This is a genomic window from Pseudomonas sp. TJI-51, assembly GCF_000190455.2.
GTDB classification, from domain to species: Bacteria; Pseudomonadota; Gammaproteobacteria; order Pseudomonadales; family Pseudomonadaceae; genus Aquipseudomonas; species Aquipseudomonas juntendi.
In genome coordinates this window covers 108,642-134,877 of record NZ_AEWE02000053.1, presented here as the reverse complement: position 1 = coordinate 134,877, position 26,236 = coordinate 108,642, and the positions used below count along the sequence as shown (strand labels likewise).

Annotated in this window: 15 protein-coding genes; 4 read left to right on the top strand and 11 right to left on the bottom strand. The window is 65.2% G+C overall.

From position 1 onward, the window contains the following. Positions 1-58: 58 nt before the first annotated feature. Genes G1E_RS12605 through G1E_RS12590 form a run of 4 tightly spaced genes read right to left on the bottom strand, consistent with a single transcriptional unit; the run spans position 59 to position 5,613 of the window. Positions 59-2,011 (bottom strand): acetyl/propionyl/methylcrotonyl-CoA carboxylase subunit alpha, encoded by a 1,953-nt coding sequence (locus G1E_RS12605; protein WP_047149860.1) that lies wholly within the window; start codon positions 2,009-2,011, stop codon positions 59-61. Then, positions 2,008-2,823 carry a gamma-carboxygeranoyl-CoA hydratase gene (locus tag G1E_RS12600; protein ID WP_009686371.1) on the bottom strand — a complete coding sequence of 272 codons (816 nt, stop codon included), beginning with the start codon at positions 2,821-2,823 and terminating at the stop codon, positions 2,008-2,010. The genes G1E_RS12605 and G1E_RS12600 overlap by 4 nt, the downstream gene beginning before the upstream one ends. A 3-nt stretch (positions 2,824-2,826) precedes the next feature. Then, complete coding sequence (locus G1E_RS12595) at positions 2,827-4,434, bottom strand: carboxyl transferase domain-containing protein (RefSeq protein ID WP_009686372.1); 1,608 nt, start codon at positions 4,432-4,434, stop codon at positions 2,827-2,829. A gap of 15 nt (positions 4,435-4,449) precedes the next feature. Further along, the gene (locus tag G1E_RS12590; RefSeq protein WP_009686373.1) at positions 4,450-5,613 is read right to left on the bottom strand and encodes an isovaleryl-CoA dehydrogenase; all 1,164 of its coding nucleotides are present in this window, start codon (positions 5,611-5,613) and stop codon (positions 4,450-4,452) included. 322 nt (positions 5,614-5,935) lie between these two features. On the opposite strand from G1E_RS12590, the gene G1E_RS12585 reads away from it, so the two are divergent. Then, complete coding sequence (locus G1E_RS12585) at positions 5,936-7,618, top strand: AMP-binding protein (RefSeq protein WP_009686374.1); 1,683 nt, start codon at positions 5,936-5,938, stop codon at positions 7,616-7,618. Between the two features lie 87 nt (positions 7,619-7,705). Here the strand turns inward: G1E_RS12585 and G1E_RS28690 are convergent, their stop codons facing one another. Continuing rightward, positions 7,706-7,867, bottom strand: coding sequence for a hypothetical protein (locus tag G1E_RS28690; protein WP_009686375.1), 162 nt, complete (start codon positions 7,865-7,867; stop codon positions 7,706-7,708). A gap of 141 nt (positions 7,868-8,008) precedes the next feature. Between G1E_RS28690 and G1E_RS12580 the strand changes: the two genes are divergently transcribed. From G1E_RS12580 to glgB, 3 genes are all read left to right on the top strand, one after another. Further along, on the top strand, positions 8,009-10,027 hold the full coding sequence (locus tag G1E_RS12580; RefSeq protein ID WP_033691098.1) for an alpha-1,4-glucan--maltose-1-phosphate maltosyltransferase: 2,019 nt from the start codon (positions 8,009-8,011) through the stop codon (positions 10,025-10,027). Between the two features lie 102 nt (positions 10,028-10,129). Beyond that, positions 10,130-13,450: a maltose alpha-D-glucosyltransferase gene (gene treS, locus G1E_RS12575; protein WP_009686377.1), complete on the top strand. Its 3,321-nt coding sequence runs from the start codon at positions 10,130-10,132 to the stop codon at positions 13,448-13,450. Next, a complete protein-coding gene (glgB, locus tag G1E_RS12570; RefSeq protein ID WP_009686378.1) occupies positions 13,447-15,657 on the top strand; it encodes a 1,4-alpha-glucan branching protein GlgB in 2,211 nt (736 codons plus the stop codon). Before treS ends, glgB begins: the two co-directional genes overlap by 4 nt. A gap of 55 nt (positions 15,658-15,712) precedes the next feature. Here the strand turns inward: glgB and G1E_RS12565 are convergent, their stop codons facing one another. From G1E_RS12565 to treZ, 6 genes are all read right to left on the bottom strand, one after another. Further along, positions 15,713-16,621, bottom strand: coding sequence for an autotransporter outer membrane beta-barrel domain-containing protein (locus tag G1E_RS12565; RefSeq protein WP_009686379.1), 909 nt, complete (start codon positions 16,619-16,621; stop codon positions 15,713-15,715). A gap of 405 nt (positions 16,622-17,026) precedes the next feature. After that, positions 17,027-19,180, bottom strand: a complete 2,154-nt coding sequence (gene glgX, locus G1E_RS12560; RefSeq protein ID WP_047149859.1) for a glycogen debranching protein GlgX — start codon at positions 19,178-19,180, stop codon at positions 17,027-17,029. A 156-nt stretch (positions 19,181-19,336) separates the two neighbouring features. Further along, complete coding sequence (locus G1E_RS12555; RefSeq protein ID WP_009686382.1) at positions 19,337-19,618, bottom strand: DUF2934 domain-containing protein; 282 nt, start codon at positions 19,616-19,618, stop codon at positions 19,337-19,339. A gap of 17 nt (positions 19,619-19,635) precedes the next feature. Then, positions 19,636-22,410 carry a malto-oligosyltrehalose synthase gene (locus G1E_RS12550; protein WP_047149858.1) on the bottom strand — a complete coding sequence of 925 codons (2,775 nt, stop codon included), beginning with the start codon at positions 22,408-22,410 and terminating at the stop codon, positions 19,636-19,638. After that, positions 22,407-24,488: a 4-alpha-glucanotransferase gene (gene malQ / locus G1E_RS12545; RefSeq protein ID WP_047149857.1), complete on the bottom strand. Its 2,082-nt coding sequence runs from the start codon at positions 24,486-24,488 to the stop codon at positions 22,407-22,409. Before malQ ends, G1E_RS12550 begins: the two co-directional genes overlap by 4 nt. Then, on the bottom strand, positions 24,485-26,227 hold the full coding sequence (gene treZ, locus G1E_RS12540; RefSeq protein WP_047149856.1) for a malto-oligosyltrehalose trehalohydrolase: 1,743 nt from the start codon (positions 26,225-26,227) through the stop codon (positions 24,485-24,487). The genes malQ and treZ overlap by 4 nt, the downstream gene beginning before the upstream one ends. Positions 26,228-26,236 lie beyond the last annotated feature (9 nt).

Genomic DNA, 26,236 nt, shown 5'->3' with positions numbered 1-26,236 from the left:
GGGCGGCGCTCGGTCTCACATGCGCTGCAAAGGGTGTGGCGAACATAAACCAGCCAACTCACTCCGCCAATTCGACCAGCACCGTCCCTTCGCTGACCATATCCCCTTCCTGGCAGAACAACGCGTTCACCGTGCCATCATGAGGCGCGCGAATGCTGTGCTCCATTTTCATGGCCTCCAACACCACCAGCGCGGTACCGGCTTCCACCCGCTGCCCCGGCGCCACCAGCACCCGCACGATACTGCCGTTCATGGGGGCGCCCAAGCCGCCCTGGTGACCGTGGCTGGCCTCGGCCTCGGCGATCGGGTCGAAGGCTTCGATAGCATGCATCTCGCCGCCCCACTGCAAGTACAACGTAGCCCCCCGGCGCATCGCCAGGTGCTGGCGACGCACGCCGTCGTGGTCATGCACCAACTGCTCGCCCAGTAACTGCCAGGTGGGCGCCGCACTGTGCTCCAGGCCCACAGCGTGGTCCTGGCCAGCACTGACCAAGTGCAGGCTACTGCGCGCGGGCAGGCCCAGGCGCAGGCCGCTGCGCTCGGCCCATGGCGAACCGGGGTCATCTTCGCGCTGCTGCCCGGCCAGGCCCTGCCGCCAGGCTTCGGCTGCGGCCTCCCAGAAACTGACCGGCAGCGGCTGTGGTGCCGGCAGCAACGCGGCCTGGTGCCGCGCAATGAAGCCGGTATCCACCTGCGCCGCGGCGAACGCCGGGTGCGCCAGAATGCGCCGCAGAAACGCGAGGTTGGTCTTCACCCCACCAATGGCGAATTCGTCGAGCATCGCCAGCAAGCGCAGGCGTGCCTGTTCGCGGTTGTCGCCCCAGGCAATCAGCTTGCCCAGCATCGGGTCGTAGAACGGCGACACCGCATCGCCTTCGCTCACGCCACTGTCCACCCGCCGGCCTTCGCCAGCTGCCGATTCACGGTACAGCGCCAGCGTGCCGGTCGCCGGCAGAAACTCGTTGGCCGGGTCCTCGGCGTACAGGCGAACTTCAATGGCATGGCCGATCAGCGGCACCTGGTCCTGGGTAATCGGCAGGGCCTCGCCGCACGCCACACGAATTTGCCAGGCCACCAGATCCAGGCCGGTAATGGCCTCGGTGACCGGGTGCTCCACCTGCAGGCGGGTATTCATTTCCATGAAGAAGAACGCGCCACGGGCGTCGAGCAGGAATTCCACCGTACCGGCACCGACATAGCCAATCGCTTGCGCCGCCCGTACCGCTGCCTCGCCCATGGCCCGGCGCAGTTCGGCCGACAGGCCGGGGGCGGGGGCTTCTTCGACCACCTTCTGGTGGCGGCGCTGGATCGAGCAATCGCGCTCGTTGAGGTACAGGCAATGGCCGTGCTGGTCGGCGAACACCTGGATTTCCACATGGCGCGGCTTGAGCACGTACTTCTCCACCAGCATACGTGCATCGCCGAACGACGCCTGCGCCTCACGCTGGGCCGACGCCAGGGCATCGGCCAGCTGGCTTTCCTCCTCGACCACCTTCATGCCCTTGCCCCCACCGCCAGCGCTGGCTTTGAGCAGCACCGGGTAGCCGATGCGCCTGGCCGCGTCGCGGAAGGTGTCGAGGTCCTGGGCTTCGCCGTGGTAACCGGGCACCAGGGGCACCCCGGCGGCCTCCATCAACGCCTTGGCCGCCGACTTGCTGCCCATGGCGTCGATGGCGCTGGCCGGTGGGCCGAGGAAAATCAGCCCCGCCTGCTCGATGGCGCGGGCGAAGCCTGCGTTCTCGGACAGGAAACCGTAGCCTGGGTGAATGGCCTGGGCACCGCTGGCCTTGGCTGCAGCCAGCAGCTTGTCGACCAGCAGGTAGCTGTCGGCGGCCTTGGTGCCGCCCAGGTCCACGCGGATATCCGCTTCGCGGCTATGCCGCGCGTCACGGTCGATGGCGCTATGCACGGCGACGGTGGTCAGGCCCATGGCCTTGGCGGTGCGCATCACCCGGCAGGCGATTTCGCCGCGGTTGGCGACCAGCAGGGTGGTCAAAGCGGGGCGGCTCATGGGCGCGGCTCCTTGGTCTCAGCGGTTTGCCAGGCGGGTGGGCGTTTCTCCAGGAAGGCGCGCAGGCCCTCCTGGCCTTCGGCGCTGACGCGGATACGGGCGATGGTGTTCTCGCAGTAGCGGCGCAGCGCCGGGCTGAGTTCGCCGTCGTCCACTTCACGCAGCAGCTCTTTGGTGGCACGCAGGGCCAGCGGGGCGTTCTGCAGCAAGTTGTTCACCCATAGCGCCACCTGTGCGTCCAGCTCAGTGGCGGGGTATACCTCGGCCAGCAGGCCCAGTTCGCGGGCCCGTATACCGCTGAAGCGCTCGGCAGTCAGGGCATAGCGGCGCGCGGCACGCTCGCCGATGGCCTTGACCACGAACGGGCTGATCACCGCCGGGGCCAGGCCGATGCGCACTTCCGACAGGCACAACTGGGCGTCTTCGGCGCCAATGGCCATGTCACAGCAACTGATCAGGCCCAGTGCCCCGCCAAACGCCGCACCTTGGACCACGGCCAGGGTCGGTACCTTGAGCCGGTGCAGGGCGTACATCAGTTCGCCCAGTTCATGGGCGTCATCCAGGTTGGTGTTGAAATCCAGCTGCGCCGACTGCTGCATCCAGGCCAGGTCGGCACCGGCGCTGAAGTGCCGGCCACGCCCGCGCAACAGTACGAAGCGCAAGCCGGTATCGTCGGCCAGCCGATCGATGGCGACGATCAGCTCGCGGATCATCTGCGCGTTGAACGCGTTGTTCTTGTCCTCGCGGCTAAGCCACAGGGTGGCGAAGCCGCGGGGGTCGCGAATCACTTCGAGGGTGCTGAAATCGCTCATGGGTCACATCCGGAAAATGCCGAAGCGGCTCGCTTCGATCGGCGCGTTCAGCGCAACGGACAGTGCCAGGCCCAGTATGTCGCGGGTTTGCGCCGGGTCGATGACGCCGTCGTCCCATAGCCGGGCACTGGAGTAGTAGGGGTGGCCCTGCTGTTCGTACTGGTCGAGAATCGGCTGCTTGAGCCTGGCTTCGTCTTCAGCACTGAACGGCTGGCCACTGCGCTCGCTTTGCTCGCGCTTGACCTGGGCCAGCACACCGGCGGCCTGCTCGGCGCCCATCACACCGATCCGCGCGTTCGGCCACATCCACAAAAAGCGTGGGTCGTAGGCACGGCCGCACATGCCATAGTTGCCGGCACCGAAGCTGCCGCCGATGATCACCGTGAATTTCGGCACCTGGGCGCAGGCCACGGCGGTCACCAGCTTGGCGCCATGCTTGGCGATACCGCCTTCCTCGTACTTCTTGCCCACCATGAACCCGGTGATGTTCTGCAGGAACAGCAGCGGGATACCGCGCTGGCAGGCCAGCTCAATGAAGTGCGCGCCTTTTTGCGCCGCTTCGGCGAACAGGATGCCGTTGTTGGCCAGGATCGCCACCGGGTAGCCATGCAGGTGGGCAAAGCCGCAGACCAGGGTGGTACCGAACAACGCCTTGAATTCGTCGAACAGCGAGCCGTCTACCAGCCGGGCGATCACTTCGCGCACATCGAACGGCTGCTTGGCATCGGCGGGCACCACGCCATACAGCTCGTCGGCGGCGTACAGCGGTGCCACCGGGGCCAGGCGTTGCAGCTTGCCCAGCTTGTGCCAGTTGAGGTTGGCCACGCAGCGCCGGGCAATGGCCAGGGCGTGTTCGTCGTTGTCGGCGTAATGGTCGGCCACGCCGCTGGTACGGCAGTGCACATCGGCCCCGCCCAGGTCCTCCGCACTGACCACTTCGCCCGTGGCGGCTTTGACCAGCGGTGGGCCGGCGAGGAAAATGGTCGCCTGCTGGCGCACCATGATCGCTTCGTCGGCCATCGCCGGCACGTAGGCCCCACCGGCAGTGCACGAGCCCATCACCACGGCGATCTGCGGGATGCCCTGGGCGCTCATGTTGGCCTGGTTGAAGAAGATCCGACCGAAGTGCTCGCGGTCAGGGAAGACCTCGTCCTGGCGGGGCAGGTTGGCACCGCCCGAGTCCACCAGGTAGATGCACGGCAAGCGGTTTTGCTGGGCGATGGTCTGCGCACGCAGGTGCTTTTTCACCGTCAGCGGGTAGTACGAGCCACCTTTGACCGTAGCGTCGTTGGCCACGACCATGCATTCCACGCCTTCTACGCGGCCGATGCCGGCGATCACCCCGGCAGCCGGCACGTCCTCGCCGTAGACCTCGTGGGCCGCCAGCTGGCCGATCTCGAGGAACGGCGAGCCCGGGTCCAGCAGGCGGTCGATGCGCTCGCGTGGTAGCAGTTTGCCGCGGGAGGTGTGCCGTTCCTGAGCCTTGGGCCCGCCGCCCTGGGCGACCTGGGCCAGCAGGCCGCGCAGGGCCTGGACCTGGGCGGCCATGGCGGCATGGCTGTGGGCATAATCCGCCGCATTGGTGTTGAGCTGTGACTTGAGAATCATCATGACCCCTGGCGCAGATCAGCGCGTCTCGTTGAACAGTTCGCGGCCGATCAGCATCCGACGGATTTCGCTGGTGCCGGCACCGATCTCGTAGAGCTTGGCATCGCGCAGCAGGCGGCCAGCCGGGAATTCATTGATATAGCCGTTGCCGCCAAGGATCTGGATGGCTTCCAGGGCCATTTGCGTAGCACGCTCGGCGGTGTACAGGATGACCCCGGCAGCGTCCTTGCGCGTGGTCTCGCCACGGTCACAGGCCTGGGCCACGGCATACAGGTAGGCGCGGCTGGCATTGAGCTGGGTGTACATGTCGGCGATCTTGCCCTGGATCAGCTGGAACTCGCCGATACTCTGGCCGAACTGCTTGCGGTCGTGAATGTACGGCACCACCAGGTCCATACAGCTTTGCATGATGCCGGTCGGCCCGCCCGACAACACCACGCGCTCGTAGTCCAGGCCGCTCATCAACACGCGTACGCCGCCGTTCAGCTGGCCGAGCATGTTTTCTTCCGGTACTTCGACGTTGTCGAAGAACAGCTCGCAGGTGTTGGAGCCGCGCATGCCCAGCTTGTCGAACTTGTTGCTGCGGCTGAAGCCTGGCCAGTCGCGCTCGACGATGAACGCGGTGATGCCGTGGGCACCCTTGTCCAGGTCGGTCTTGGCATAGATCACGTAGGTATTGGCGTCGGGGCCGTTGGTGATCCAGGTCTTGCTGCCATTGAGTACGTAGCGGTCGCCGCGCTTTTCTGCGCGCAGCTTCATTGACACCACGTCGGAGCCGGCATTGGGCTCGCTCATGGCCAGCGCGCCGATGTGCTCGCCGCTGATCAGCTTGGGCAGGTACTTGAGTTTCTGTGCGTGGCTGCCGTTGCGGTTGATCTGGTTGACGCACAGGTTGGAGTGGGCACCGTACGACAGTGCCACCGACGCCGAGGCCCGGCTGATTTCCTCCATGGACACCACGTGGGCCAGGTAGCCGAGGCCGGCGCCGCCATATTCTTCCGACACGGTGATGCCCAACAGGCCCATGTCGCCGAACTTGCGCCACATATCGGCAGGGAACAGGTTGTCATGGTCGATTTGCGCGGCACGCGGGGCCAGCTCGGCGGCGACGAAGGTGCGCACCTGGTCACGGAGCATGTCGATGGTTTCGCCCAGGGCGAAGTTCAGGGTGGGGTAATGCATGCTGGGGCACCTTGTTGTTCTTGAAATGGGTTACACCGTAGCTCATGGAGCTGTCGCCGGACCCTGTGGGAGCGGGCGTGCCCGCGAACGCATCAGCAGGGCGGCCGTCATTTCCTGAATGATCGCATTCGCGGGCACGCCCGCTCCCACAGGGTTCGGCTTCACGCCTGAGGATCGGCGTTGTTCATCACCTTTACGTTAACGTAAACCTGGCTTAGGCCGGGTGTCAATCTGATCGTCACCTTTACGTAAACGTAAATCTGCGCCAGAGTATCTCCGCTTGCTTCAGCCGTGCCCAGAACAACCACAAGAAGGGACACCCATGAGTCAACCAAGCTATACCCGCGGCCGCCAGGACCAACCGTTGCTGACCCAGACCATCGGCCAGGCCTTTGACGCCACCGTGGCGCGTTGCGCCGATGGCCAAGCCCTGGTTTCGCGCCACCAGGGCCTGCGCTACAGCTGGCGGCAACTGGCCGAACAGGTCGACGCGTGTGCCCGCGCCTTGATGGCGCTGGGCCTGAACCGCGGCGACCGGCTGGGCCTTTGGTCACCCAACTGCGCTGAATGGTGCGTGTTGCAACTGGCCAGCGCCAAGGTCGGGGGGATCCTGGTCAACATCAACCCGGCCTACCGGGTGGGTGAGCTGGAATACGTGTTGCGCCAGGCCGGGTGCCGTTGGCTGGTCTGCGCCGATGCTTTCAAAAGCTCCGATTATCACGCCATGGTTCAGGCGCTGGTGCCAGAGCTGGCGAGCGCCCCCGCGGGCGCACTGGCCAGCCAGCGCCTACCCGAGCTGCGCGGGGTCATCAGCCTGGCAGCCAACCCGCCGGCCGGTTTCCTGGCATGGCAAGCCCTGGCCGGGCTGGCCGGGCAAACCTCGAGCGAAGCCTACCTGGCCCGCCAAAGCGGGCTGCAGTTCGACCAACCGGTGAATATCCAGTACACCTCCGGCACTACCGGTGCACCCAAGGGCGCCACGCTGAGCCACTACAACATCCTCAACAACGGCTTCATGGTCGGCGAAAGCCTGGGCCTGGGCGAGCGCGACCGCATGGTGATCCCGGTGCCCCTGTACCACTGCTTTGGCATGGTCATGGCCAACCTGGGTTGCATCACCCACGGCAGCACCATGATCTACCCCAACGATGCCTTCGATGCCGAACTCACCCTGCGTGCCGTGGCCGAGGAGCGTGCGAGCATTCTCTATGGCGTGCCTACCATGTTCATCGCCATGCTCGACCACCCGCTACGCGCCCAGGTGGACCTTTCCAGCCTGCGCAGCGGCATCATGGCAGGGGCCACCTGCCCGATCGAGGTGATGCGCCGGGTGATCGACCAGTTGCACATGGCCGAGGTGCAAATCGCCTATGGCATGACCGAAACCAGCCCGGTTTCGCTGCAAACCGGGCCAGAGGATGAGCTGGAGCTACGGGTTACCACCGTTGGCCGCACGCAGCCACAGCTGGAAAACAAGCTGGTGGACGCTGACGGCTGTATCGTTCCGCGCGGCGAGATCGGCGAACTGTGCACGCGCGGCTACAGCGTGATGCTCGGCTACTGGGACAACCCCGAGGGTACCGCGGCAGCCATCGACCCGGCCGGCTGGATGCACTCGGGTGACCTGGCGGTGATGGACGAACACGGCTACGTGCGGATCGTGGGGCGCAACAAGGACATGATCATCCGCGGTGGCGAGAACATCTACCCGCGCGAGCTGGAAGAATTCTTCTATACCCACCCGGCAGTGGCGGACGCCCAGGTGATCGGTATTCCGTGCAGCCGTTATGGCGAGCAGATCGTCGCATGGGTCAAGTTGCACCCTGGCCACACGGCCACCGCCGAAGAACTGCAATGCTGGTGCAAGGCACGTATAGCCCACTACAAGGTGCCGCGGCATATCCGTTTCGTAGACGAATACCCGATGACGGTAACCGGTAAGGTGCAGAAGTTTCGCATGCGCGAGATCAGCATCGCCGAACTCGGTGCCGATGGCGCGGGTTGACGGACCAGGCTGCCCGGTTTACCCGCACCGGCAGTTGCCCGCCTGCACCGACCTTGCGGGCGGCAAGGTCGGTAACCTGGTCTACCCTTAGGCTTTCACCGGTGGTTCCTGGTTCGGCGGGTCGCCCACCGTCGGCGGTTCGGTTGGCTTGACCGGCAACTCGTCCGGGTCTTGCTCCGGCACGGGCGGCGGCAAGCTCGGGTCGTCGATGTTCGGATCGGGAGTTTCCGGTGGTGTTGGAATGTTCATGGCCTGACCTCGCGTGGGTGGTTTGAAGAGGTACTGCAGGCTTGGACTTCGGCCAGCTGCGATTCGCTCATTTTTTTTGAACCCTCACGCCCGCGCCCGGCTCTGAACCCTTACCGCCACCAGCCTGAGGGAGCAAGGTCGATGTCACGAAACGAGCTTTTTGAAAGCGTGCCAATGGCCAACGATCATCCTGACCAGGCCATTAGCCTGGCCCAGGCGCTGCTGGCCCCTCGCATCGTGATCGAGGACACCCAGCCGGTGCTCGACGCCGGCACCTTCGCAGCCAAGGCCATCAGCGGTCAACCGGTTGCCGTCAGCACCAAGGTCTACAGCGATGGCCACGACCGCCTGGCCGTGGTGCTCAACTGGCGCCCGGCGCACAGCCAGCGCTGGCACTCGGTGCCGATGCAGTCGGCGGGCAACGACCTGTGGCTGGCCGAGTTCACCCCCACCGAGCTGGGGCCGCACCTGTTCGGCATTCAGGCCTGGATAGACCCGTTCGCCACGTACTGCCACGACCTGGAAAAAAAGTACCACGCCGGCGTCGAGGTCAGGCTGGAGCTGGAAGAGGGGCGGCTGATGCTCGGCCAGGGCATTGCCCTGTGCGATGGCGCCGTGCGCAACGAGCTTGAGGCCGTGCTGCAGCGCCTGGCGGAGGTGGGCAGTGATGACCAGGTGGCGCTGCTGCTGGACCCGCGCACCGCCCGGCTGATGGCCGAGGCCGAGCACCGCAGCTACCTGGCCCGCAGCCGCGAATTCCCGCTCGATGTGGACCGCCCGGCTGCGCAGTTCGCCAGCTGGTACGAACTGTTTCCACGCTCGATAACCGATGACCCGCAGCGCCATGGCACCTTCAACGATGTGCACCAGCGGCTGCCGATGATCCGTGACATGGGCTTCGACGTGCTGTACTTCCCGCCCATTCACCCTATTGGCCTGCAGCACCGCAAGGGGCGCAACAATGCGCTCACGGCCGAGCCGGGTGACCCGGGCAGCCCGTATGCCATCGGCAGTGCAGAGGGTGGCCACGAAGCGATTCACCCGCAGTTGGGCAGCCGTGAAGACTTCCGCCGCCTGGTGGCTGCTGCTGCCGAGCACGGCCTGGAAATTGCCCTCGACTTCGCCATCCAGTGCTCCCAGGACCACCCCTGGCTCAAGCAGCACCCGGGCTGGTTCAGTTGGCGCCCGGACGGCACCATCCGCTATGCCGAGAACCCGCCAAAAAAATACCAGGACATCGTCAACGTCGACTTCTATGCCCCCGAAGCAGTACCCAGCCTCTGGTTGGCGCTGCGCGATGTGGTGGTGGGCTGGGTCGAGGAAGGCGTGAAGACGTTCCGCGTCGATAACCCGCACACCAAGCCGCTGCCGTTCTGGCAATGGCTGATCGCCAATGTGCGCAGCCAGTACCCGGAGGTCATCTTCCTTGCAGAGGCGTTCACCAAGCCTGCCATGATGGCGCGCCTGGGCAAGGTCGGCTATGCGCAAAGCTACACCTACTTCACCTGGCGCAACACCAAGCAAGAGCTGCGCGAATTTTTCGAGCAACTCAACCAGCCGCCATGGAGCCAGTGCTACCGCCCCAATTTCTTCGTCAATACCCCCGACATCAACCCGTTCTTCCTGCACACCTCCGGCCGTGCCGGTTTCCTCATTCGTGCAGCATTGGCGACCATGGGTTCAGGGTTGTGGGGCATGTATTCCGGGTTCGAACTGTGCGAAAGCGCCGCGTTGCCAGGCAAGGAGGAATACCTGGACTCGGAGAAATACCAGCTGCGCCCACGCGACTTCAGCCAGCCTGGCAACATCATTGCCGAAATCGCCCAGCTCAATCGCATCCGCCGGCAGAACCCGGCCTTGCAAACCCACCTCGGCGTCGCGTTCTTCAACTGCTGGAACGACAACATCCTGTACTTCGCCAAGCGTACGCCCGAGCGCGACAACTACATCCTCGTGGCAATCAGCCTAGACCCGCACAACGCCCAGGAGGCGCACTTCGAGCTGCCGCTGTGGGAGCTGGGGCTCGATGACAACGCCCAAACCCAGGGTGAAGACCTGATGAATGGCCACCGCTGGTCGTGGTACGGCAAGACCCAGTTCATGCGCATCGAACCTTGGCACCAACCATTCGGCATCTGGCGTATCGAAAAGGCCGGTTAGGGCATAGGTACCGGGCCGCCTCGCGGCCCATCGCCGGCAAATAGGCTGCACGGCAGCCGCAACGCCAGCCAACACGGTCCACAGACATGCAAGGAGTCACCCATGGCCAAGCGTTCCCGCCCGGCAGCCTTCATCGACGACCCGCTGTGGTACAAGGACGCTGTCATCTACCAGTTGCACATCAAGTCGTTCTTCGACTCGAACAACGATGGCATCGGTGATTTCGCCGGCCTGATCAGCAAGCTGGACTACATCGCCGAGCTGGGCGTCAACACCCTGTGGTTGCTGCCGTTCTACCCTTCGCCGCGGCGCGACGACGGCTACGACATCGCCGAGTACAAGGCCGTGCACCCCGACTACGGCAGCATGGCCGATGCCCGGCGCTTCATCGCCGAGGCGCACAAGCGTGGCCTGCGGGTTATCACCGAGCTGGTCATCAACCACACCAGCGACCAGCACCCTTGGTTCCAGCGCGCCCGCCACGCCAAGCGTGGCAGCAAGGCGCGCGACTTTTACGTATGGTCCGATGACGACCAGAAGTACGATGGCACCCGCATCATTTTCCTCGACACCGAAAAGTCCAACTGGACCTGGGACCCGGTGGCAGGCCAGTATTTCTGGCACCGCTTCTACTCGCACCAGCCAGACCTCAACTTCGACAACCCGCAGGTGCTCAAGGCGGTAATCGGGGTGATGCGCTTCTGGCTCGACCTGGGCGTGGACGGGCTGCGTCTGGACGCCATCCCTTACCTGATCGAACGCGATGGTACCAACAACGAAAACCTCGCTGAAACCCACGGGGTGCTCAGGGCCATTCGCGCCGAGATCGATGCCAACTACCCAGACCGCATGCTGCTTGCCGAAGCCAACCAGTGGCCGGAGGACACCCGCCCGTACTTCGGCGAAGGCGACGGCGACGAATGCCACATGGCCTTTCATTTCCCGCTGATGCCGCGCATGTACATGGCCTTGGCCATGGAGGACCGTTTCCCGATCACCGACATCCTGCGCCAGACCCCGGAGATCCCGGCCAACTGCCAATGGGCGATCTTTCTGCGCAACCACGACGAGCTGACCCTGGAAATGGTCACCGACCGCGAGCGCGACTACCTGTGGAACTACTACGCAGAAGACCGCCGCGCGCGCATCAACCTGGGCATCCGTCGGCGCCTGGCGCCCTTGCTGCAGCGTGACCGCCGGCGCATCGAACTGCTCACCAGCCTGCTGCTGTCGATGCCCGGCACGCCCACGCTGTACTACGGTGACGAGCTGGGCATGGGCGACAACATCTACCTGGGCGACCGCGATGGCGTGCGCACGCCCATGCAATGGTCGCCGGACCGCAATGGCGGTTTTTCCCGCGCCGACCCACAGCGCCTGGTGCTGCCCCCGGTGATGGACCCGTTGTATGGCTACCAGACGGTCAACGTCGAGGCACAAAGCCACGACCCGCACTCGCTGCTCAACTGGACCCGGCGCATGCTGGCGGTGCGCAAGCAGCAGAAGGCTTTCGGCCGTGGCACGCTGCGCACGCTGAGCCCCAGCAACCGGCGCATCCTGGCCTACATTCGCGAATACACCGATGCCGATGGCAACACCGAGGTCATCCTGTGCGTGGCCAACGTTTCCCGCGCCGCCCAGGCGGCAGAACTGGAATTGTCACAGTACGCCGACAAAGTACCGGTGGAGATGCTCGGCGGCAGTGCGTTCCCGCCAATCGGTCAGCTGCCGTTCCTGCTGACTTTGCCACCTTATGGCTTTTACTGGTTCCTGCTGGCTTCGCACGACCGTATGCCCAGCTGGCACGCCCAGCCCACCGAGGGGTTACCCGAATTGATTACGCTGGTATTGCGCAAACGCATGGAAGAACTGCTGGCGGCGCCTGCCAGCGACACCCTGCAAACCAACATCCTGCCCCAGTACCTGCCGAAACGGCGCTGGTTCGCGGGCAAGGAAGGGCCCATAGACCAGGTGCGGCTGTGTTATGGCGTGCGTTTCGGCACCGCCACTACGCCGGTATTACTCAGCGAGCTCGAAGTGCTCAGTGACGGCGTGGCCACCCGTTATCAATTGCCGTTCGGGCTGCTGCCCGAGGAGCAGATCAACAGTGCGCTGCCACAGCAACTGGCGTTGTCCCGGGTGCGCCGGGCCCATCAGGTGGGTCTGATTACCGATGCGTTCGTGCTTGAGCCGTTCATCCGCGCCGTATTGCGTGCGTGCCAGGAAAGCACGCGGCTGGCGTGCGGCGACGCTGACGGCGAGCTGCGTTTCGACAGCACCGAGCAACTGGCCGGCCTGGGGCTGAATGAAGAAAGCGAGGTGCGCTACCTCAGCGCCGAACAGTCCAACAGCTCGGTGGTCATCGGCGACCGCGTGGTGCTCAAGTTGATCCGCCGGGTCAACCCGGGCATTCACCCGGAGCTTGAAATGAGCGCCTACCTGACCGCTGCCGGCTTTGCCAATATTTCACCACTGCTGGCCTGGGTCAGCCGCGTAGATGCGCAGGCAGCCCCGCACCTGCTGATGATCGCCCAAGGCTACCTGAGCAACCAGGGCGACGCCTGGGCCTGGACCCAGAACACCCTGGAGCGCGCCATCCGTGACCAGATGGAGCCCACCCGTTCGGATACCGAGGCACATACCGACGCCCTCGCCGAACTCACAGCCTTCGCCGCCTTGTTCGGCCAGCGCCTGGGCGAGATGCACGTGTTGCTGGCAGCACCCACCGATGACCCGGCCTTCCAGCCGCGGCCCAGCGATGCCCACGACCGCGAACGCTGGGTGACCCAGATCAGTGCCGAGTTGACCCATGCCCTCGACCTGCTGGCGCAGCACCGCGACCACCTGGACCACGACAGCCAGACGCTGGTCGACGACCTGCAGCAACAGCGTGACGGCCTGGTCGAGCATGTTCGCCAGTTGGCCGAGCAGGCCGAGGGCGGCTTGCTGATGCGCGTGCACGGTGACTTGCACCTGGGCCAGGTGCTGGTGGTGCAGGGTGATGCCTACCTGATCGATTTCGAGGGTGAGCCGGCCCGACCCCTGGAAGAACGCAGGGCCAAACACAGCCCCTACAAAGATGTCAGCGGCGTATTGCGGTCGTTGGACTATGCTGCTGCGATGATCTTGCGCAGCGCGTCTACGGTGGACCTTTCCGACGCGGCACGGCAAGCCCGGCAACGGGTGGCCCGGCAGTACCTGCACCAGTCGCGGCATGCCTTTGTCGAGGCGTACGGCCTGGCCACCGCTGCCATGCCCCACGCCTGGCAGCAGGCGGAAGGCGAGCGCGCTGCACTGGAGCTTTTCTGCCTGGAAAAGGCCGCCTACGAAATTACTTATGAAGCCGAGAATCGGCCGAGTTGGCTGGCCGTGCCTTTGCATGGCCTGCATGGACTGATCAGTACCTGGGGAGAGTCAGAATGAACGTAACAACGCGTGAAAACGGCGGCCTTCGGCAACGGGACCTCGATGCCCTGGCCCGCGCCGAACACGCCGATCCATTTGCGGTACTCGGCCCCCATGACGACGGCGCAGGCGGGCAGGTGGTCAACGCCTTCCTCCCCGGCGCCCTGAATGTGCGCATTCTTGCCCGCAAAGACGGGCGCCTCCTCACCGAAATGGCGCAGGGCAGCCTGCCAGGCTTGTTCACCGCGCACCTCGATACAGCACAGCCTTACCTGCTGCAGATCGGCTGGGCCGGTGGCGAGCAGGTGACCGAGGACCCGTATAGCTTCGGTCCGCAACTGGGCGACATGGACCTGCACCTGTTTGCCGAGGGCAACCACCGCGACCTGTCCGGGCGTTTCGGCGCGCAGCCGGTGCAGGTCGAGGGCGTCGACGGGGTGTGCTTTTCGGTGTGGGCCCCCAACGCCCGGCGGGTATCGGTGGTGGGCGACTTCAACAACTGGGATGGGCGCCGCCACCTGATGCGCCTGCGCCATGGTGCCGGGGTGTGGGAGCTGTTCATCCCACGGCTGGGCGTGGGTGAAACCTACAAGTTCGAAGTGCTCGGCAAGGATGGCATCCTGCCGTTGAAGGCCGACCCCCTGGCCCGCGCCACCGAATTGCCGCCGAGCACGGCGTCCAAGGTAGCGGGTGAGCTGGGCCATGCCTGGCAAGACCACGACTGGATGGCGCAACGGGCGCAGCGCCATGCGTACAACGCGCCATTGTCGATCTATGAGCTGCACCCCGGCTCCTGGCGCTGCGAAATGGACGAGGCCGGCGAGGTCGGGCGCTACTACAACTGGCGGGAACTGGCCGAGCGCCTGGTGCCGTATGTGCAGGCGCTGGGCTTCACCCATATTGAACTGCTGCCGATCATGGAACACCCGTTCGGCGGTTCCTGGGGCTACCAGCCACTGTCGATGTTCGCCCCCACCTCGCGCTACGGCAGTGCCGAGGACTTCGCCGCGTTCATCGATGCCTGCCACCAGGGCGGCATCGGGGTATTGCTCGACTGGGTACCGGCGCACTTCCCGACAGACGAACATGGCCTGGCGCGCTTCGACGGCACGGCCCTGTACGAGTACGACAACCCGCTGGAAGGCTACCACCAGGACTGGAACACGCTGATCTACAACCTGGGCCGCAATGAGGTGCGCGGGTTCATGATGGCCTCTGCGCTGCATTGGTTGAAGCATTTCCACATCGACGGGCTGCGCGTCGATGCGGTGGCCTCGATGCTGTACCGGGACTATTCGCGCAAGGCCGGCGAGTGGGTGCCCAACCGCCACGGCGGGCGCGAAAACCTCGAGGCCATCGACTTCATTCGCCACCTCAACGGTGTGGCGGCCCATGAGGCGCCGGGGGCGTTGATCATCGCCGAGGAGTCCACCGCCTGGCCCGGGGTCAGCCAGCCGATCGAGCAGGGCGGGCTGGGCTTTGCCTACAAGTGGAACATGGGCTGGATGCACGACACCCTGCACTATATCCAGAACGACCCGGTCCACCGTGCCCACCACCACAACGAGATGAGCTTTGGCCTGGTGTATGCCTATTCCGAGCATTTCATCCTGCCCATTTCCCACGACGAAGTGGTACACGGCAAGCACTCGCTGATCGACAAGATGCCCGGCGACCGCTGGCAGAAGTTCGCCAACCTGCGCGCTTACCTGGCCTTCATGTGGGCCCACCCCGGCAAGAAGCTGCTGTTCATGGGCTGCGAATTTGGCCAGTGGCGGGAGTGGAACCACGATAGCCAGCTGGACTGGTACCTGCTGCAGTACCCTGAGCACCAAGGCGTGCAGCGCCTGGTGAGTGACCTCAACCGGCTGTACCGCGAGGTGCCTGCGTTGCATGAGCAGGACTGCCAGCCACAGGGCTTCCAGTGGCTGATCGGTGACGATGCGCAGAACAGCGTGTTTGCCTGGCTGCGCTGGAGCAGCAGTGGCGAACCCGTGCTGGTGGTCGCCAACTTCACCCCGGTTCCGCGTGAGGGTTACCGCATTGGCGTGCCGTTCGGCGAGCGCTGGCAGGAGCTGTTGAACAGCGATGCCGAGATGTACGCCGGCTCCAATGTCGGCAACCTTGGGCTGGTGCACAGCGAAGACATCGCCAGCCACGGCCAGCCGCAGTCGCTGGCCCTGAACCTGCCCCCGCTGGGTGTGCTGGTGATGAAGCCCGCCTGATGCACCTGCTGTGCTGGCCCTGCCGGTGGTTTGCCGGCGCCAGGGCCAGCGCAGGCTACCACCGCATGCGCACCCCAAGGCTGCCAATCAGCCCATTGAGGTCATTGCCATCCACATCGCTGCTGTAGTCGGCACTGACGAACATGGCCACCGAGGGCGTTACCCGCGCCACCAGCCCCAGGCCCAGTTCCACCGTTGTCGAAAAGCGCGAACTGGAGATCTTGTCGACCTGTTCCAGCTTCACTTCGTCAGGGTTGCTGAAGTCATACCACACGTTGGTCCGCACATAAGGCTCCAGAGGCATGCCGCGCATTTCATAGCGCCCGGACAATGTGGCGCCGACGCGGCCGCTCCAGCTGGGCTGGCTGTCGAAGGCCTGCCGGGTTGCGTGCTGCCCTTGGCTGCCGGTTAAGTACTGCTGGTTCATCAATTGCGCCTGGGGTTCGATCACCCAACTGCCAGCCAGTGGGATCGGATAGCCGCCCTCCACCGAGAAGGTCATCGCGTGGCCGCTGTCGCCCGGCCGTTGGCCGGTGTCACCCCCGCCATCCACCTCGATGCGCGAACCCACGGCCACGGCATCCAGGTGCCAGCCCTGCGCGTGGGCCATGCTCCAGTACATGCCCTGGTTTTCCCCGCTCAGTTGCGCGGTATTGCGCGGCTTGTCGCCCAACAGCGGGCGCATGCCATTGAAGCTGCTTTGCAGGTTGTTGTGGCCGACCACCCTCCCGGCGCGTTGCACATCGCCTGCTGGCGTTGCACGTACGAACAACTCGGGGCCGGTCATCAGCTGCAGGTCGGGCGCTGCGAACGGTTCGGGCGCTTGCGTGCCGTTGCGGGGTAGAGGCGGATAAAGCTGGGACCACTCATACGCGAACGTTTCCACCGGGGTTGCCAGAAGCAGCGACGTGGAAACCGCGTAGAAAAGACGGTCGATGCGCACGGGGCTCGAAGTGGTTTTCATGGCGGGTCTCCTTTGCTCTTGTGAAGTACAGCTTGAGGACCTGGTCTGTTGTCACAGGCTGTACGGCAAAACAGAGGGCGACCCAAACCAGCACGCCCGCTTCGGCACACGCGCCCAAAGGCGCGCGCTAGAGGCTCGGCGCGAGATTTTTACTGCTCGGTAATCTTCAGCTAAGGAGAGGGGAGGGCTTGCGTCAAGAAAACGTGAAAGGCCCGTTCACCTTTTGTGGGGGTGACCAAGGCGCTGATTCAAAAGAAAAACCGTGCGGCTATAGCGGCGTTTGCTATTTCCCGCACGGGCGCTATGAAGAATGATTGCTAGCGCCACGCTTTGACAGTGGCGGCGTTCGATCTCACAGGCACTGAAGAGGCCGCGGCGGGCACCTGCCCACCGCGCCTGCCCGGTTCACTCGTCTTCGCGTTGCAACACCATTAACACCATCGAGCGCCCCTTCACCTCGAAGGTGCTGTCGAACTGCAGGTGCTGGCCCTTGCGCAGTTCGGGCCGGTCAGTGTCGATCAGGCAGTTCCAGTGATCGCCATCCGGTACTGTCGGCAGCTTGAACGGCACCACATCATGGTGCGAGTTGACGATCAGCAGCACGGTTGCCTCGGCACCGGGCCGGGCAATACCGCTGACCTGCGCGCGGCCATCGATCAGCATGCCCAGGCAGCGGCCGTGCGGGTCTTCCCACTGTTCCACGGTCATCTCGCCGCCATCCGGTGCCAGCCAGGTCACGTCCTTGACCCCGATCGCTTCGTTGTAATCGCCGACCAGGAACCTCGAGCGGCGCAGTACCGGGTAGGTGAGGCGCAGGCGAGTCAGGCGCTTGACGAAGGCCAGCAGCTCTTTGCCTTCCTCGTCGAGGTTCCAGTTGATCCAGCCGATCTCACTGTCCTGGCAGTAGGCGTTGTTGTTGCCGTGCTGGGTGCGGCTGAACTCGTCGCCCGCCACGATCATCGGCGTGCCCTGGGCCAGCAGCAAAGTGGCGAAGAAGTTGCGCATCTGGCGCATGCGCAGGGCGTTCACGGCCGGGTCTTCGGTCGGCCCTTCGGCGCCGCAGTTCCACGACAGGTTGTTGTCGGTACCGTCCTGGTTGTTTTCGTCGTTGTCTTCGTTGTGCTTGTGGTTGTACGACACCAGGTCGCGCAAGGTAAAACCGTCATGGGCGGTGATGAAGTTCACCGAGGAGTACGGCCGGCGGCCACGGTTGTTGAACATGTCGCCTGAGGCCGTCATGCGCGCGGCAAAGTCGGCCAGCTGGCCTTCATCGCCTTTCCAGAAGGCGCGCACGGTGTCGCGGAAGCGGTCGTTCCATTCGGCCCAGCCGGGGGCGAAGTTGCCCACCTGGTAGCCGCCTGGCCCGCAGTCCCATGGCTCGGCAATCAGTTTGACCTGGCTCAGCATCGGGTCTTGGCGGCAGGCCACGAGGAAGCCGTGGCGCTCGCTGTAGCCGTCATGGTACCGGCCAAGGATGGTCGCCAAGTCGAAGCGGAAGCCGTCCACGTGCATTTCGCCGGCCCAGTAGCGCAGCGAGTCGGTGACCAGTTGCAGCACGCAGGGGTGGCTCAGGTCCAGGGTGTTGCCGGTGCCGGAGTCGTTGATGTAGTAGCGCTTGTCATCCGGCATCAGGCGGTAGTACGAGGCGTTGTCGATACCGCGCATCGACAGGGTCGGGCCGCGTTCGTTGCCCTCGGCGGTATGGTTGTAGACCACATCGAGAATCACCTCCAGCCCGGCGTCGTGCAGGTGCGCGACCATCTCCTTGAACTCGGCGATCTTGCCGCTGGCCAGGTAGCGCGGGTGGGGCGCGAAAAAGGCGATGCTGTTGTAGCCCCAGTAGTTGTTCAGGCCCTTGTCCAGCAGGTGCTGGTCGTTGACGAACGCGTGAATCGGCAGCAACTCGATACTGGAAACACCCAGGTCCTTGATGTGCTTGAGCAATTCGTCGTTGGCCAAGCCGGCGAAGGTACCGCGCAGCTCCTCCGGCACAGCGGGGTGGCGCATGCTGATGCCGCGGGTGTGCGCCTCGTAGAGGATGGTGCGCTCCCAAGGTACTTGTACCCGCTCGTCACGGCCCCAGGTGAAGGCCGGGTCGATCACCTTGCACTTGGGCACGAAGGGGGCGCTGTCACGTTCATCGAACGACAGGTCGTCGTCTGGGTGGCCGATGGTGTAGCCAAACAGCGCCTCGGACCACTTCAGTTCGCCGACCAACTGCTTGGCATAAGGGTCGATCAGCAGTTTGTTGGGGTTGAAGCGGTGACCGTTTTGCGGCTCGTACGGGCCGTAGACGCGGTAGCCATACACCAGGCCCGGGTGCGCATCGGGCAGGTAGCCATGGTAGATCTCGTCCGTGTATTCGGGCAGCTCGATGCGTTCGAGCTCATGCTCGCCGGTGGAGTCGAACAGGCACAGCTCGACCTTGGTGGCATTGGCCGAAAACAGGGCGAAGTTGACGCCCAGCCCATCCCAGGTGGCGCCGAGGGGAAAGGGTTGGCCTTCGCGGATGCGGGTTGGGGCAACCGAGCGGGTTTTCTTCGGGGTACGGGGGCTCATGGCAATCCTCAAATGGCCGTGGTGAAAGGTATGGAAGTGATGCAGTGCTGCCCAGGTGCCCTCTCGGTGGCGCCCGGTCCCCCTGAAGCAACCACGACCGCCAGCCGTGTGGCGATCATGGGGGAGCGGGCAGGCCGCGAAGTGGCCGAAACCGGTTTAACCGGCAGTTGGCTTTTTGACCGCCCTTGGTTTCTTCGCCGCCGTGGGTTTAACCCCCGGCAGTGCCGCTACCTTGGGTTCGGCCGGCGGCTTGGGCTCGGCTGCCGGCTTGGGTTTGGCAGGGGCCCGCTTGCGCGGTGCGGCTTTTGGCGCCAGGGCCTCGGCCTCGGCCAGCTTGCGGGCCATTTCCCAGTGGCGGTCTTCCTGGCCGGCGGGTTTACCTTCTGACTCCCAGATCTGGTAGGCAAATTCGCGAATACGCTTTTCATCGACACTCATCGAAACGCTCCTGATGCTCAAGATTGTTGGATCAACAGGTTGACCGGAAACTCCGCCAGCACGGCGCTCAACATCAGCTCCCTTGATGAGCTGACCGCCGCGCATGGGAAAAGTCCCGTCGAATTGGCAGGTGATACGGCAAACGGTAAAACCAGCCGGGTGTCGTCCCAGTTCTGTGCCGGGATCAACGGTGTTGGCGCGCTGCCGAGCAGGCTGTTGGCCAGGCGTGGGGCCACGACGATGGCGCGTTCGCCTTCACCCAGCCGGGCGAAGGCGACGACCTTGTCGGCATGCCGGCCCTGTACCGTCAGCGGCAGGTAGGCGCCGCGGCGGAACAGCTCGGCGTGCGCCTGGCGGCAGTCCAGCACACGGGCTACCAAGGCCTGCTTGAGGCGGCCGTCGCGCCAGTGCGACAGCAGCTCGGCCACAGGGGTGGCGCTTTCCAGGGTGGCACGCCGCAAAGCGTAGTCCACGGCGCGGCGGTTGTCCGGGTCGACCAGGCTCAGGTCCCAGTATTCGTTGCCCTGGTACAGGTCGGGCACGCCCGGGGTGGTCATGCGCAGCAGGGCCTGCACCAGGCCATTGAGGGCGCCGGGGCAGGCGAGCAGTTGTGCGGCATCGGCCACCGATTGGCGCAACTGCTGGTTTTCACTGCCCAGCAGCAAACCGTCCAGGTAGCGGGCACAGGCCGCCTCGTAGGCTTCGTTCGGTGCGTTCCAGCTGCTGCGCAGCTTGGCCTCGCGCAGGGCCTTCTGCTGCCACTGGCGCACGCGTTCGGCGTATTGGCGCAAGGCGTTGGCGTCGTGCAGGTCAAGGTCCAGCGGCCAACTGCCGAGCAGCGTCTGCAACAGCATCAGCTCGTCGCCGGGGCTGGGCGCCAGGCCGTCCTCCAGCGGCGCACGCAGCGGCGCCGCCAGCTCGCGCCAGTGCTCCACGCGGCTGGCCAGCCACGGCCCACGCTCGCTGAGCACAGCCAGGCGGGCGCGTGTGTCTTCGCCACGCTTGTGGTCATGGGTGGCGGTGGCCAGCAGGTTGTCGGGGAAGTCACGCAGGCGCCGTTGCGCTTCGTTGTGGAAGTGCGCCAGCGGGGCACTGAAGCGCTCGGCCTCGAAGCCCACATCGTTGCGCGACAGCAGCCGCGCGCTGCGGTAGAAGGCCGTGTCCTCCACCGCCTTGGCGGCACTGGGCGCGGTCAGTTGCTGGAAGCGTACGCAGGCATGGCGCAACTGCTTGCGCGCGCGCCCCGACGGCAATTGCCGCCAGCCTTGGCCACCCAGCCACTGTTCCAGCTGGTCGAGCAACGGCCAGTCGGCTTCGGCCAGGTCCTGGCGGGCATTGGTCAGGGCTTGCTGGAAAAACACTTCGTCTTCAGCCGGGCGCCCGCAAGCATTGAAGTAGGTGCGGTAGACCGGATAGTGCGCCACCAGCGCCTGCAAGGCACGGCGGATGGCGCCCAAGGTCAGGTCGCGGGTCATCAGGTCGTTGCGGGCGACCTGCAACAGCGCCTGGGCTACCGACTCGCAGTCGCCTGCCAGGCTGGCGTTGAGCACCAGGTGGCGCGCCTGGCGCACTTCTTCAGCAAAGGCCGGGCGCTCGCTGACGTTGGCCCACAACTCGGTCAGCGGTGCTTCGCCGGCCGGGTCGTGCTGCAGCAGCGATACCTGGTTCATGAACTCGTAGCCAGTGGTGCCGTCGGTGTGCCAGTCGAGGTGCAGGTGTTCGCCGCTGCCGAGAATCTTTTCCACGTAGATCGGGAAGTGTTCGACCGCGGCGTTCAGCGGCCGACTGGCCAGCAGGCCGTCGACGCGCCGGCGCAGCTTGCGGCAATAGCCGCGCGGGTCGGCCAGGCCGTCGATATGGTCAATGCGCAGGCCGTCCACCAGGCCGCGTTCGATCAGCTCGAAGAGCTTGGCGTGGGTCGCCTCGAACACCACCGCGCGCTCGACCCGCAGGCCACCCAGTTCGTTGATGTCGAAGAAGCGCCGCCAGTTGATGTCGTCGGCGGCGGTGCGCCAGCTGGCCAGCCGGTAAGTCTGGCGCTCCAGCAGCAGGTGCAGGCGCTTGAAGCCGCTTTCGGCACGGCTGTCGAACGCCACCAGGGCCGATTCGAGGTCGGCACCCTGCTGCACCAGGCGCGCCAGTTCGGCCTGCAGGGGCAGGGCGTCAGCCAATGGCGTGGCCGCTTCGCCCAGCGCCGTGAAATGCTCTGCCAGGGCCTGCAAGGCGGGGTCCGGGCTCAGGGCCAGGATCCAGCCGTAGTCGATCGGGCAAATCGGGAAACGGTGTTGGTAGTGGGCGACTTGCAGCACGCCCCGGTCCTTGTCGAACTCCAACGGGAGTTCGCCGTTTTTCAAGCACACGCCATAGTCATTGCCCAGGAACGGCAACAGCAATTGCCCGGCCAACAGCGGATCGCTGGAATGCCACTGGATGTCGAAGAATTCTGCGTACGGGCTACGCCGGCCCCAGGCCAGCAGGCATTGCCACCACGGGTTGTCCGCGCCGCCTACGGCCATGTGGTTGGACACGGTGTCGAGGATCAGCCCCATGCCATGCTGGCGCAAGGCCGCGACCAGGCGCTGCAACGCCGCCTCGCCGCCCAGCTCGGGGTTGACCTGGGTCGGGTCGACCACGTCGTAGCCGTGGCGTGAACCGGCACGGGCCTTGAGGATGGGTGAGGCATACAGGTGGCTGATGCCGAGTTGGGCGAAGTAGGGCACCAGCGACACGGCGTGGTCGAGGGTGAAGTCACTGTGGAACTGCAGGCGCAAGGTGGCGCTCAAGGGCTTCATCGGTCACGCTCCCAGGCTTGTTCGCGGGCTTGGGCAAGCAGCTCCAGGCGCCGCGCGGCATCGTCGTCATTGAGCAGTTCATGCACCGGGCGGGCGAAGCGCCGGCGCCAGTTGGGGTGGCCGGTGGTGGTGCCTGGCAGGTTGGGTTGCTCGTCGCAGCCCAACAGGTCTTCCAGCGGTACCAGCACCAGTGGCGCCCGGGTATGGCCCACGTAGCGGATGGCGGCATCGATCACGGCGTCATCGTCGTTGAGCACGCCATAGTTGGCTTGCAAGGTGCGGCGCAGGCCGTCGTGTTGTTTCTGGCGGTCGTGGCGCCAGTGCAGTTCGGTGGCAGCGTCAATGAGTTGCAAGCGGTGGCTCCAGTCGATATCGCGGTTTTTCAGCCAGCCGGCCAGGGGCGCCAGGTCGTGTGTACCGGTAGTGGCCAGGGCGTTATCGGGCCAGTCGAGTATCGGCGTGAACTGCCCAGGCTGGCGCTGCTCGAAAGGCAGCACGCGCATGCCCAGCACGGCTTTGTCGGCCAGGGCTTCGCGCAGGCCGGCGGGCACCGTGCCCAGGTCTTCGCCTAGGATGATGGCCTGGTGGCGGTGCGATTCCAGCGCCAGCAGCCGCAGCAGGTCCTCCAGCGGGTAGTTGAGGTAGGCACCTTCGCTGGGCTCGGCGCCTTGCGGTATCAGCCACAGCCGGCGCAGGCCCATGACGTGGTCGATGCGCAGGCCGCCGGCATGCGCCAGGTTGGCCCGCAACATTTCGATGAACGCACGGTAGCCGTTGCGCTTGAGGCCTTCGGGCGAAAAGGCGCAAATCCCCCAGTTCTGTCCGGCCCGGTTGAGAATGTCGGGCGGTGCGCCCACATTCAGGCCCGACAGCAATTCGTCCTGGCGGCTCCAGGCCTGGCTGCCGGCACCGTCGGCGCCAACTGCCAGGTCGGCGATCAGGCCCACCCTCATGCCGTTGCCGCGGGCGGCCTCGTGGGCGCGTTGCAGGCCACGCTCGGTGAGCCATTGGCAGAACGCGTGGAACTCCACCTTGGCCGGGTAGGCCTCGGCGATGGCCTGGACTTGCGGGTGACAGGGGTCTTGCCAGGGCGTGGGCCAGTGCCGCCAGTCGGCGCCCAGGCCGTGCTCCACGGCATGAGCCTGCAGCACTTCGAAGCGGCAATGATGCTCCAGCGCTTCACCGGCGGCTTCGCGGAAGCTGTAGAAGTCTTCGCGCAGCGGGTGGCTGCCTTGGCTGAACCCCTGGTACAGCGCCTCCAGCACACGCAGCTGAGCGCTGGCGGCACGTGGCCAGTCAACCAGCGGGCGCTGCTGCAGTTCTTCCAGCTGTTGCTCCAGGCCGCAGGCTTCGATGGCCATGCGCACTTCCCGTTCACCCAGCAGGGCGGCGGGGCTGGCGTACAAGGTATTGAGCAGCAGGCGGCTGGAGGGCGAGTAGGGGCTGTAATGTTCCTGGTCGATGGCCGACAGGGCATGAATCGGGCTGATGGCCAAGGCATCGGCGCCGCGCTCTGCGGCCGAGCGGGCCAGTTGTTCAAGGGCCAGGCAGTCGCCATAACCGCCGTCGCCAGGGCGGCGCAGGCTGTACAACTGAACCGCCAGCCCCCAGCAGCGCGCGGGTGGTTGCTGCGCGCTGTGCTCAAGGCTGTCTTCAAGGCTATGGCAACGGGGCGGCGCTACGGCCACCGTGAAACGGCGGCTGTCGATTTCGACCTGGTGGTAGCCGACAGGCAGTTCACCGGGCAGGCGGGCCTGCCGGTCAAGTTCCAGCACACGCGTGGCGCTGTCCTCGAGGGTGCAACGGGCGACGCTGGCCGCGCTGAAATAGCGTGACAGGTCCAGCGGCTGGCCCTGGTCGGCCGTCAACAAGGGCGGTAGGTGCTCACTGTCGTCAGCGGTCTCCAAGGCCTGCAGGCTTGCGGCGATTGCCGCATCGTCGCCGGCCGGGTGGCCGAGGCTTTCGAGCAGGTTGCGCAGCACGTGGTCGCTCACGCGCTGAGGGCGGTCATTGGCGTCGATCCAGTCGCGGCTAAGCCCGACGCGGTTCGCCAAGCGGTGCAGGGCGGTTTCGCTCATGGGCGCTCCTGGGCAGGGGGAAGCAGGCTGACCACGCAGCTGTACGCCGCCAGTTGGCTGTCGGGGTGGCGAGCATCGCCGCTGTCGAACAACCGCAAGGGCGGTGGCGGCAGCTCGACCGGCTGCGGGCTGTCGGCCAGGTTCAGGTCGATGCGCAAGGTGTTGCCATTGCCCAGCTGCCAGCGTGCGGTGACTGCCTTGTCACCGTGCACCTCGGCGCCCAGCGCACAGCTGCCAGGCAGGTGCGGGATCACATGGTGGCGGCGCAGGTCGAGCAACTGCTGATACAGGCCATGCCAGCCGGCCAGCACCTGCTTGCTGTAAGGGCGCGATGCGGCATAGGTCTGTTCGGCGTTGGGGTCGGGGATGTGCTCGCGCTGCTCGGGGTCAGCGAAGGCCTTGAAATGGGCGAACTCGCCACGGCGGCCTTCGCGCACTGCATCGGCCAGTTCGTCGTGGAAGTCGGTAAAGAACAGGAAGGGCTGGCAACTGCCTTCTTCGTCACCCATGAACAGCAGGGGGATCATCGGTGCCATCAGGAGCAAGGTGGTGGCAGCGCGCAGCGCCGGCGGTGGGCACAGGCGGGTCAGGCGCTCGCCCAGTGCGCGGTTACCAACCTGATCGTGGTTCTGCAAGAACAGTACGAAGGCACTGGGTGGCAGATGCGCACTGGGTTCGCCGCGCGGCGTTCCGTGGCGGTTGGCCTGGCCCTGGAACACGAAGCCTTCGGCCAGGCAGCGTGCCAGCTGGTCGATGGGGCGGTCCTTGTAGTCGGCATAATAGCCTTCGGTCTCGCCGGTGAGCAGCACATGCAGGGCGTTGTGGCCGTCATCGTTCCACTGCGCGTCGAAACCCTGTTGCAACAGGGTGGCCTGGTTGTGCTCGTTCTCCAGCACCAGCCACACGTGGCGCCCGGGCTCCACTGCGGCACGCACGCGCTCGGCCAGTTCCACCAGAAAATCGGGTTGGTCGATGGCATGTACGGCATCCAGGCGCAGGCCGTCGCAGCGGTAGTCGCACAGCCACATCAGTGCGTTCTGGATAAAGTATTCGCGCACCTGCGGGCGGCGAAAGTCGATGGCCGCGCCCCAGGGCGTCTGCCGGTCTTCCCGGAAGAACGGGCTGGCATACTGGTGCAGGTAATTGCCGTCGGGGCCGAAGTGGTTGTACACCACGTCTACCAGCACCATCAGCTTTTCACCATGGGCCTGGTCGACCAACGCGCACAGTTGCTCAGGGCTGCCGTAGGTGTGCTGCGGGGCGTAGGGCAGTACACCGTCGTAGCCCCAGTTGCGCTCGCCGGGGAACTGCCCCAGGGGCATCAGCTCTATTGCGCTGATACCCAGCGCGGCCAGCTTCGGCAGTTGCCGGGTTACGCCCTGGTAGCCATCGAGCAGCCCTACATGCAGCTCCTGAATGACCGCCTCGTGCCAGGGGCGGCCTAGCCACGGGTGCTGCCAGGGGTAGCTGGCCACATCCACCACCTGGCTGGGGCCGTGCACGCCAGTAGGCTGGTAGCGCGACGCCGGGTCGGCCACCTGCAGTTCATCATCAATTCGAAAGTGGTAACGGTCGCCGGCCCGGCAGGGCGCCACGCCGCTGAACCAACCGTCTTCATCGGGCTGCAGGGCGATAGCCGGCTGCTGCTCCAGTTCCACGCTCACGCTGCGCGCATCGGGTGCCCAGAGGGCGAAGCGCGCCGACGTGGCGTCCAGCAAGTGTGCGCCATGCCTGTGCATCTTACTGCC

What these genes read in the sequence shown, in the direction of transcription:
- G1E_RS12605 (WP_047149860.1), bottom strand. Translation starts at nt 2,011, where the DNA reads ATGAGCCGCCCCGCTTTGACCACCCTGCTGGTCGCCAACCGCGGCGAA.
- G1E_RS12600 (WP_009686371.1), bottom strand. Translation starts at nt 2,823, where the DNA reads ATGAGCGATTTCAGCACCCTCGAAGTGATTCGCGACCCCCGCGGCTTC.
- G1E_RS12595 (WP_009686372.1), bottom strand. Translation starts at nt 4,434, where the DNA reads ATGATGATTCTCAAGTCACAGCTCAACACCAATGCGGCGGATTATGCC.
- G1E_RS12590 (WP_009686373.1), bottom strand. Translation starts at nt 5,613, where the DNA reads ATGCATTACCCCACCCTGAACTTCGCCCTGGGCGAAACCATCGACATG.
- G1E_RS12585 (WP_009686374.1), top strand. Translation starts at nt 5,936, where the DNA reads ATGAGTCAACCAAGCTATACCCGCGGCCGCCAGGACCAACCGTTGCTG.
- G1E_RS28690 (WP_009686375.1), bottom strand. Translation starts at nt 7,867, where the DNA reads ATGAACATTCCAACACCACCGGAAACTCCCGATCCGAACATCGACGAC.
- G1E_RS12580 (WP_033691098.1), top strand. Translation starts at nt 8,009, where the DNA reads ATGTCACGAAACGAGCTTTTTGAAAGCGTGCCAATGGCCAACGATCAT.
- treS (WP_009686377.1), top strand. Translation starts at nt 10,130, where the DNA reads ATGGCCAAGCGTTCCCGCCCGGCAGCCTTCATCGACGACCCGCTGTGG.
- glgB (WP_009686378.1), top strand. Translation starts at nt 13,447, where the DNA reads ATGAACGTAACAACGCGTGAAAACGGCGGCCTTCGGCAACGGGACCTC.
- G1E_RS12565 (WP_009686379.1), bottom strand. Translation starts at nt 16,621, where the DNA reads ATGAAAACCACTTCGAGCCCCGTGCGCATCGACCGTCTTTTCTACGCG.
- glgX (WP_047149859.1), bottom strand. Translation starts at nt 19,180, where the DNA reads ATGAGCCCCCGTACCCCGAAGAAAACCCGCTCGGTTGCCCCAACCCGC.
- G1E_RS12555 (WP_009686382.1), bottom strand. Translation starts at nt 19,618, where the DNA reads ATGAGTGTCGATGAAAAGCGTATTCGCGAATTTGCCTACCAGATCTGG.
- G1E_RS12550 (WP_047149858.1), bottom strand. Translation starts at nt 22,410, where the DNA reads ATGAAGCCCTTGAGCGCCACCTTGCGCCTGCAGTTCCACAGTGACTTC.
- malQ (WP_047149857.1), bottom strand. Translation starts at nt 24,488, where the DNA reads ATGAGCGAAACCGCCCTGCACCGCTTGGCGAACCGCGTCGGGCTTAGC.
- treZ (WP_047149856.1), bottom strand. Translation starts at nt 26,227, where the DNA reads ATGCACAGGCATGGCGCACACTTGCTGGACGCCACGTCGGCGCGCTTC.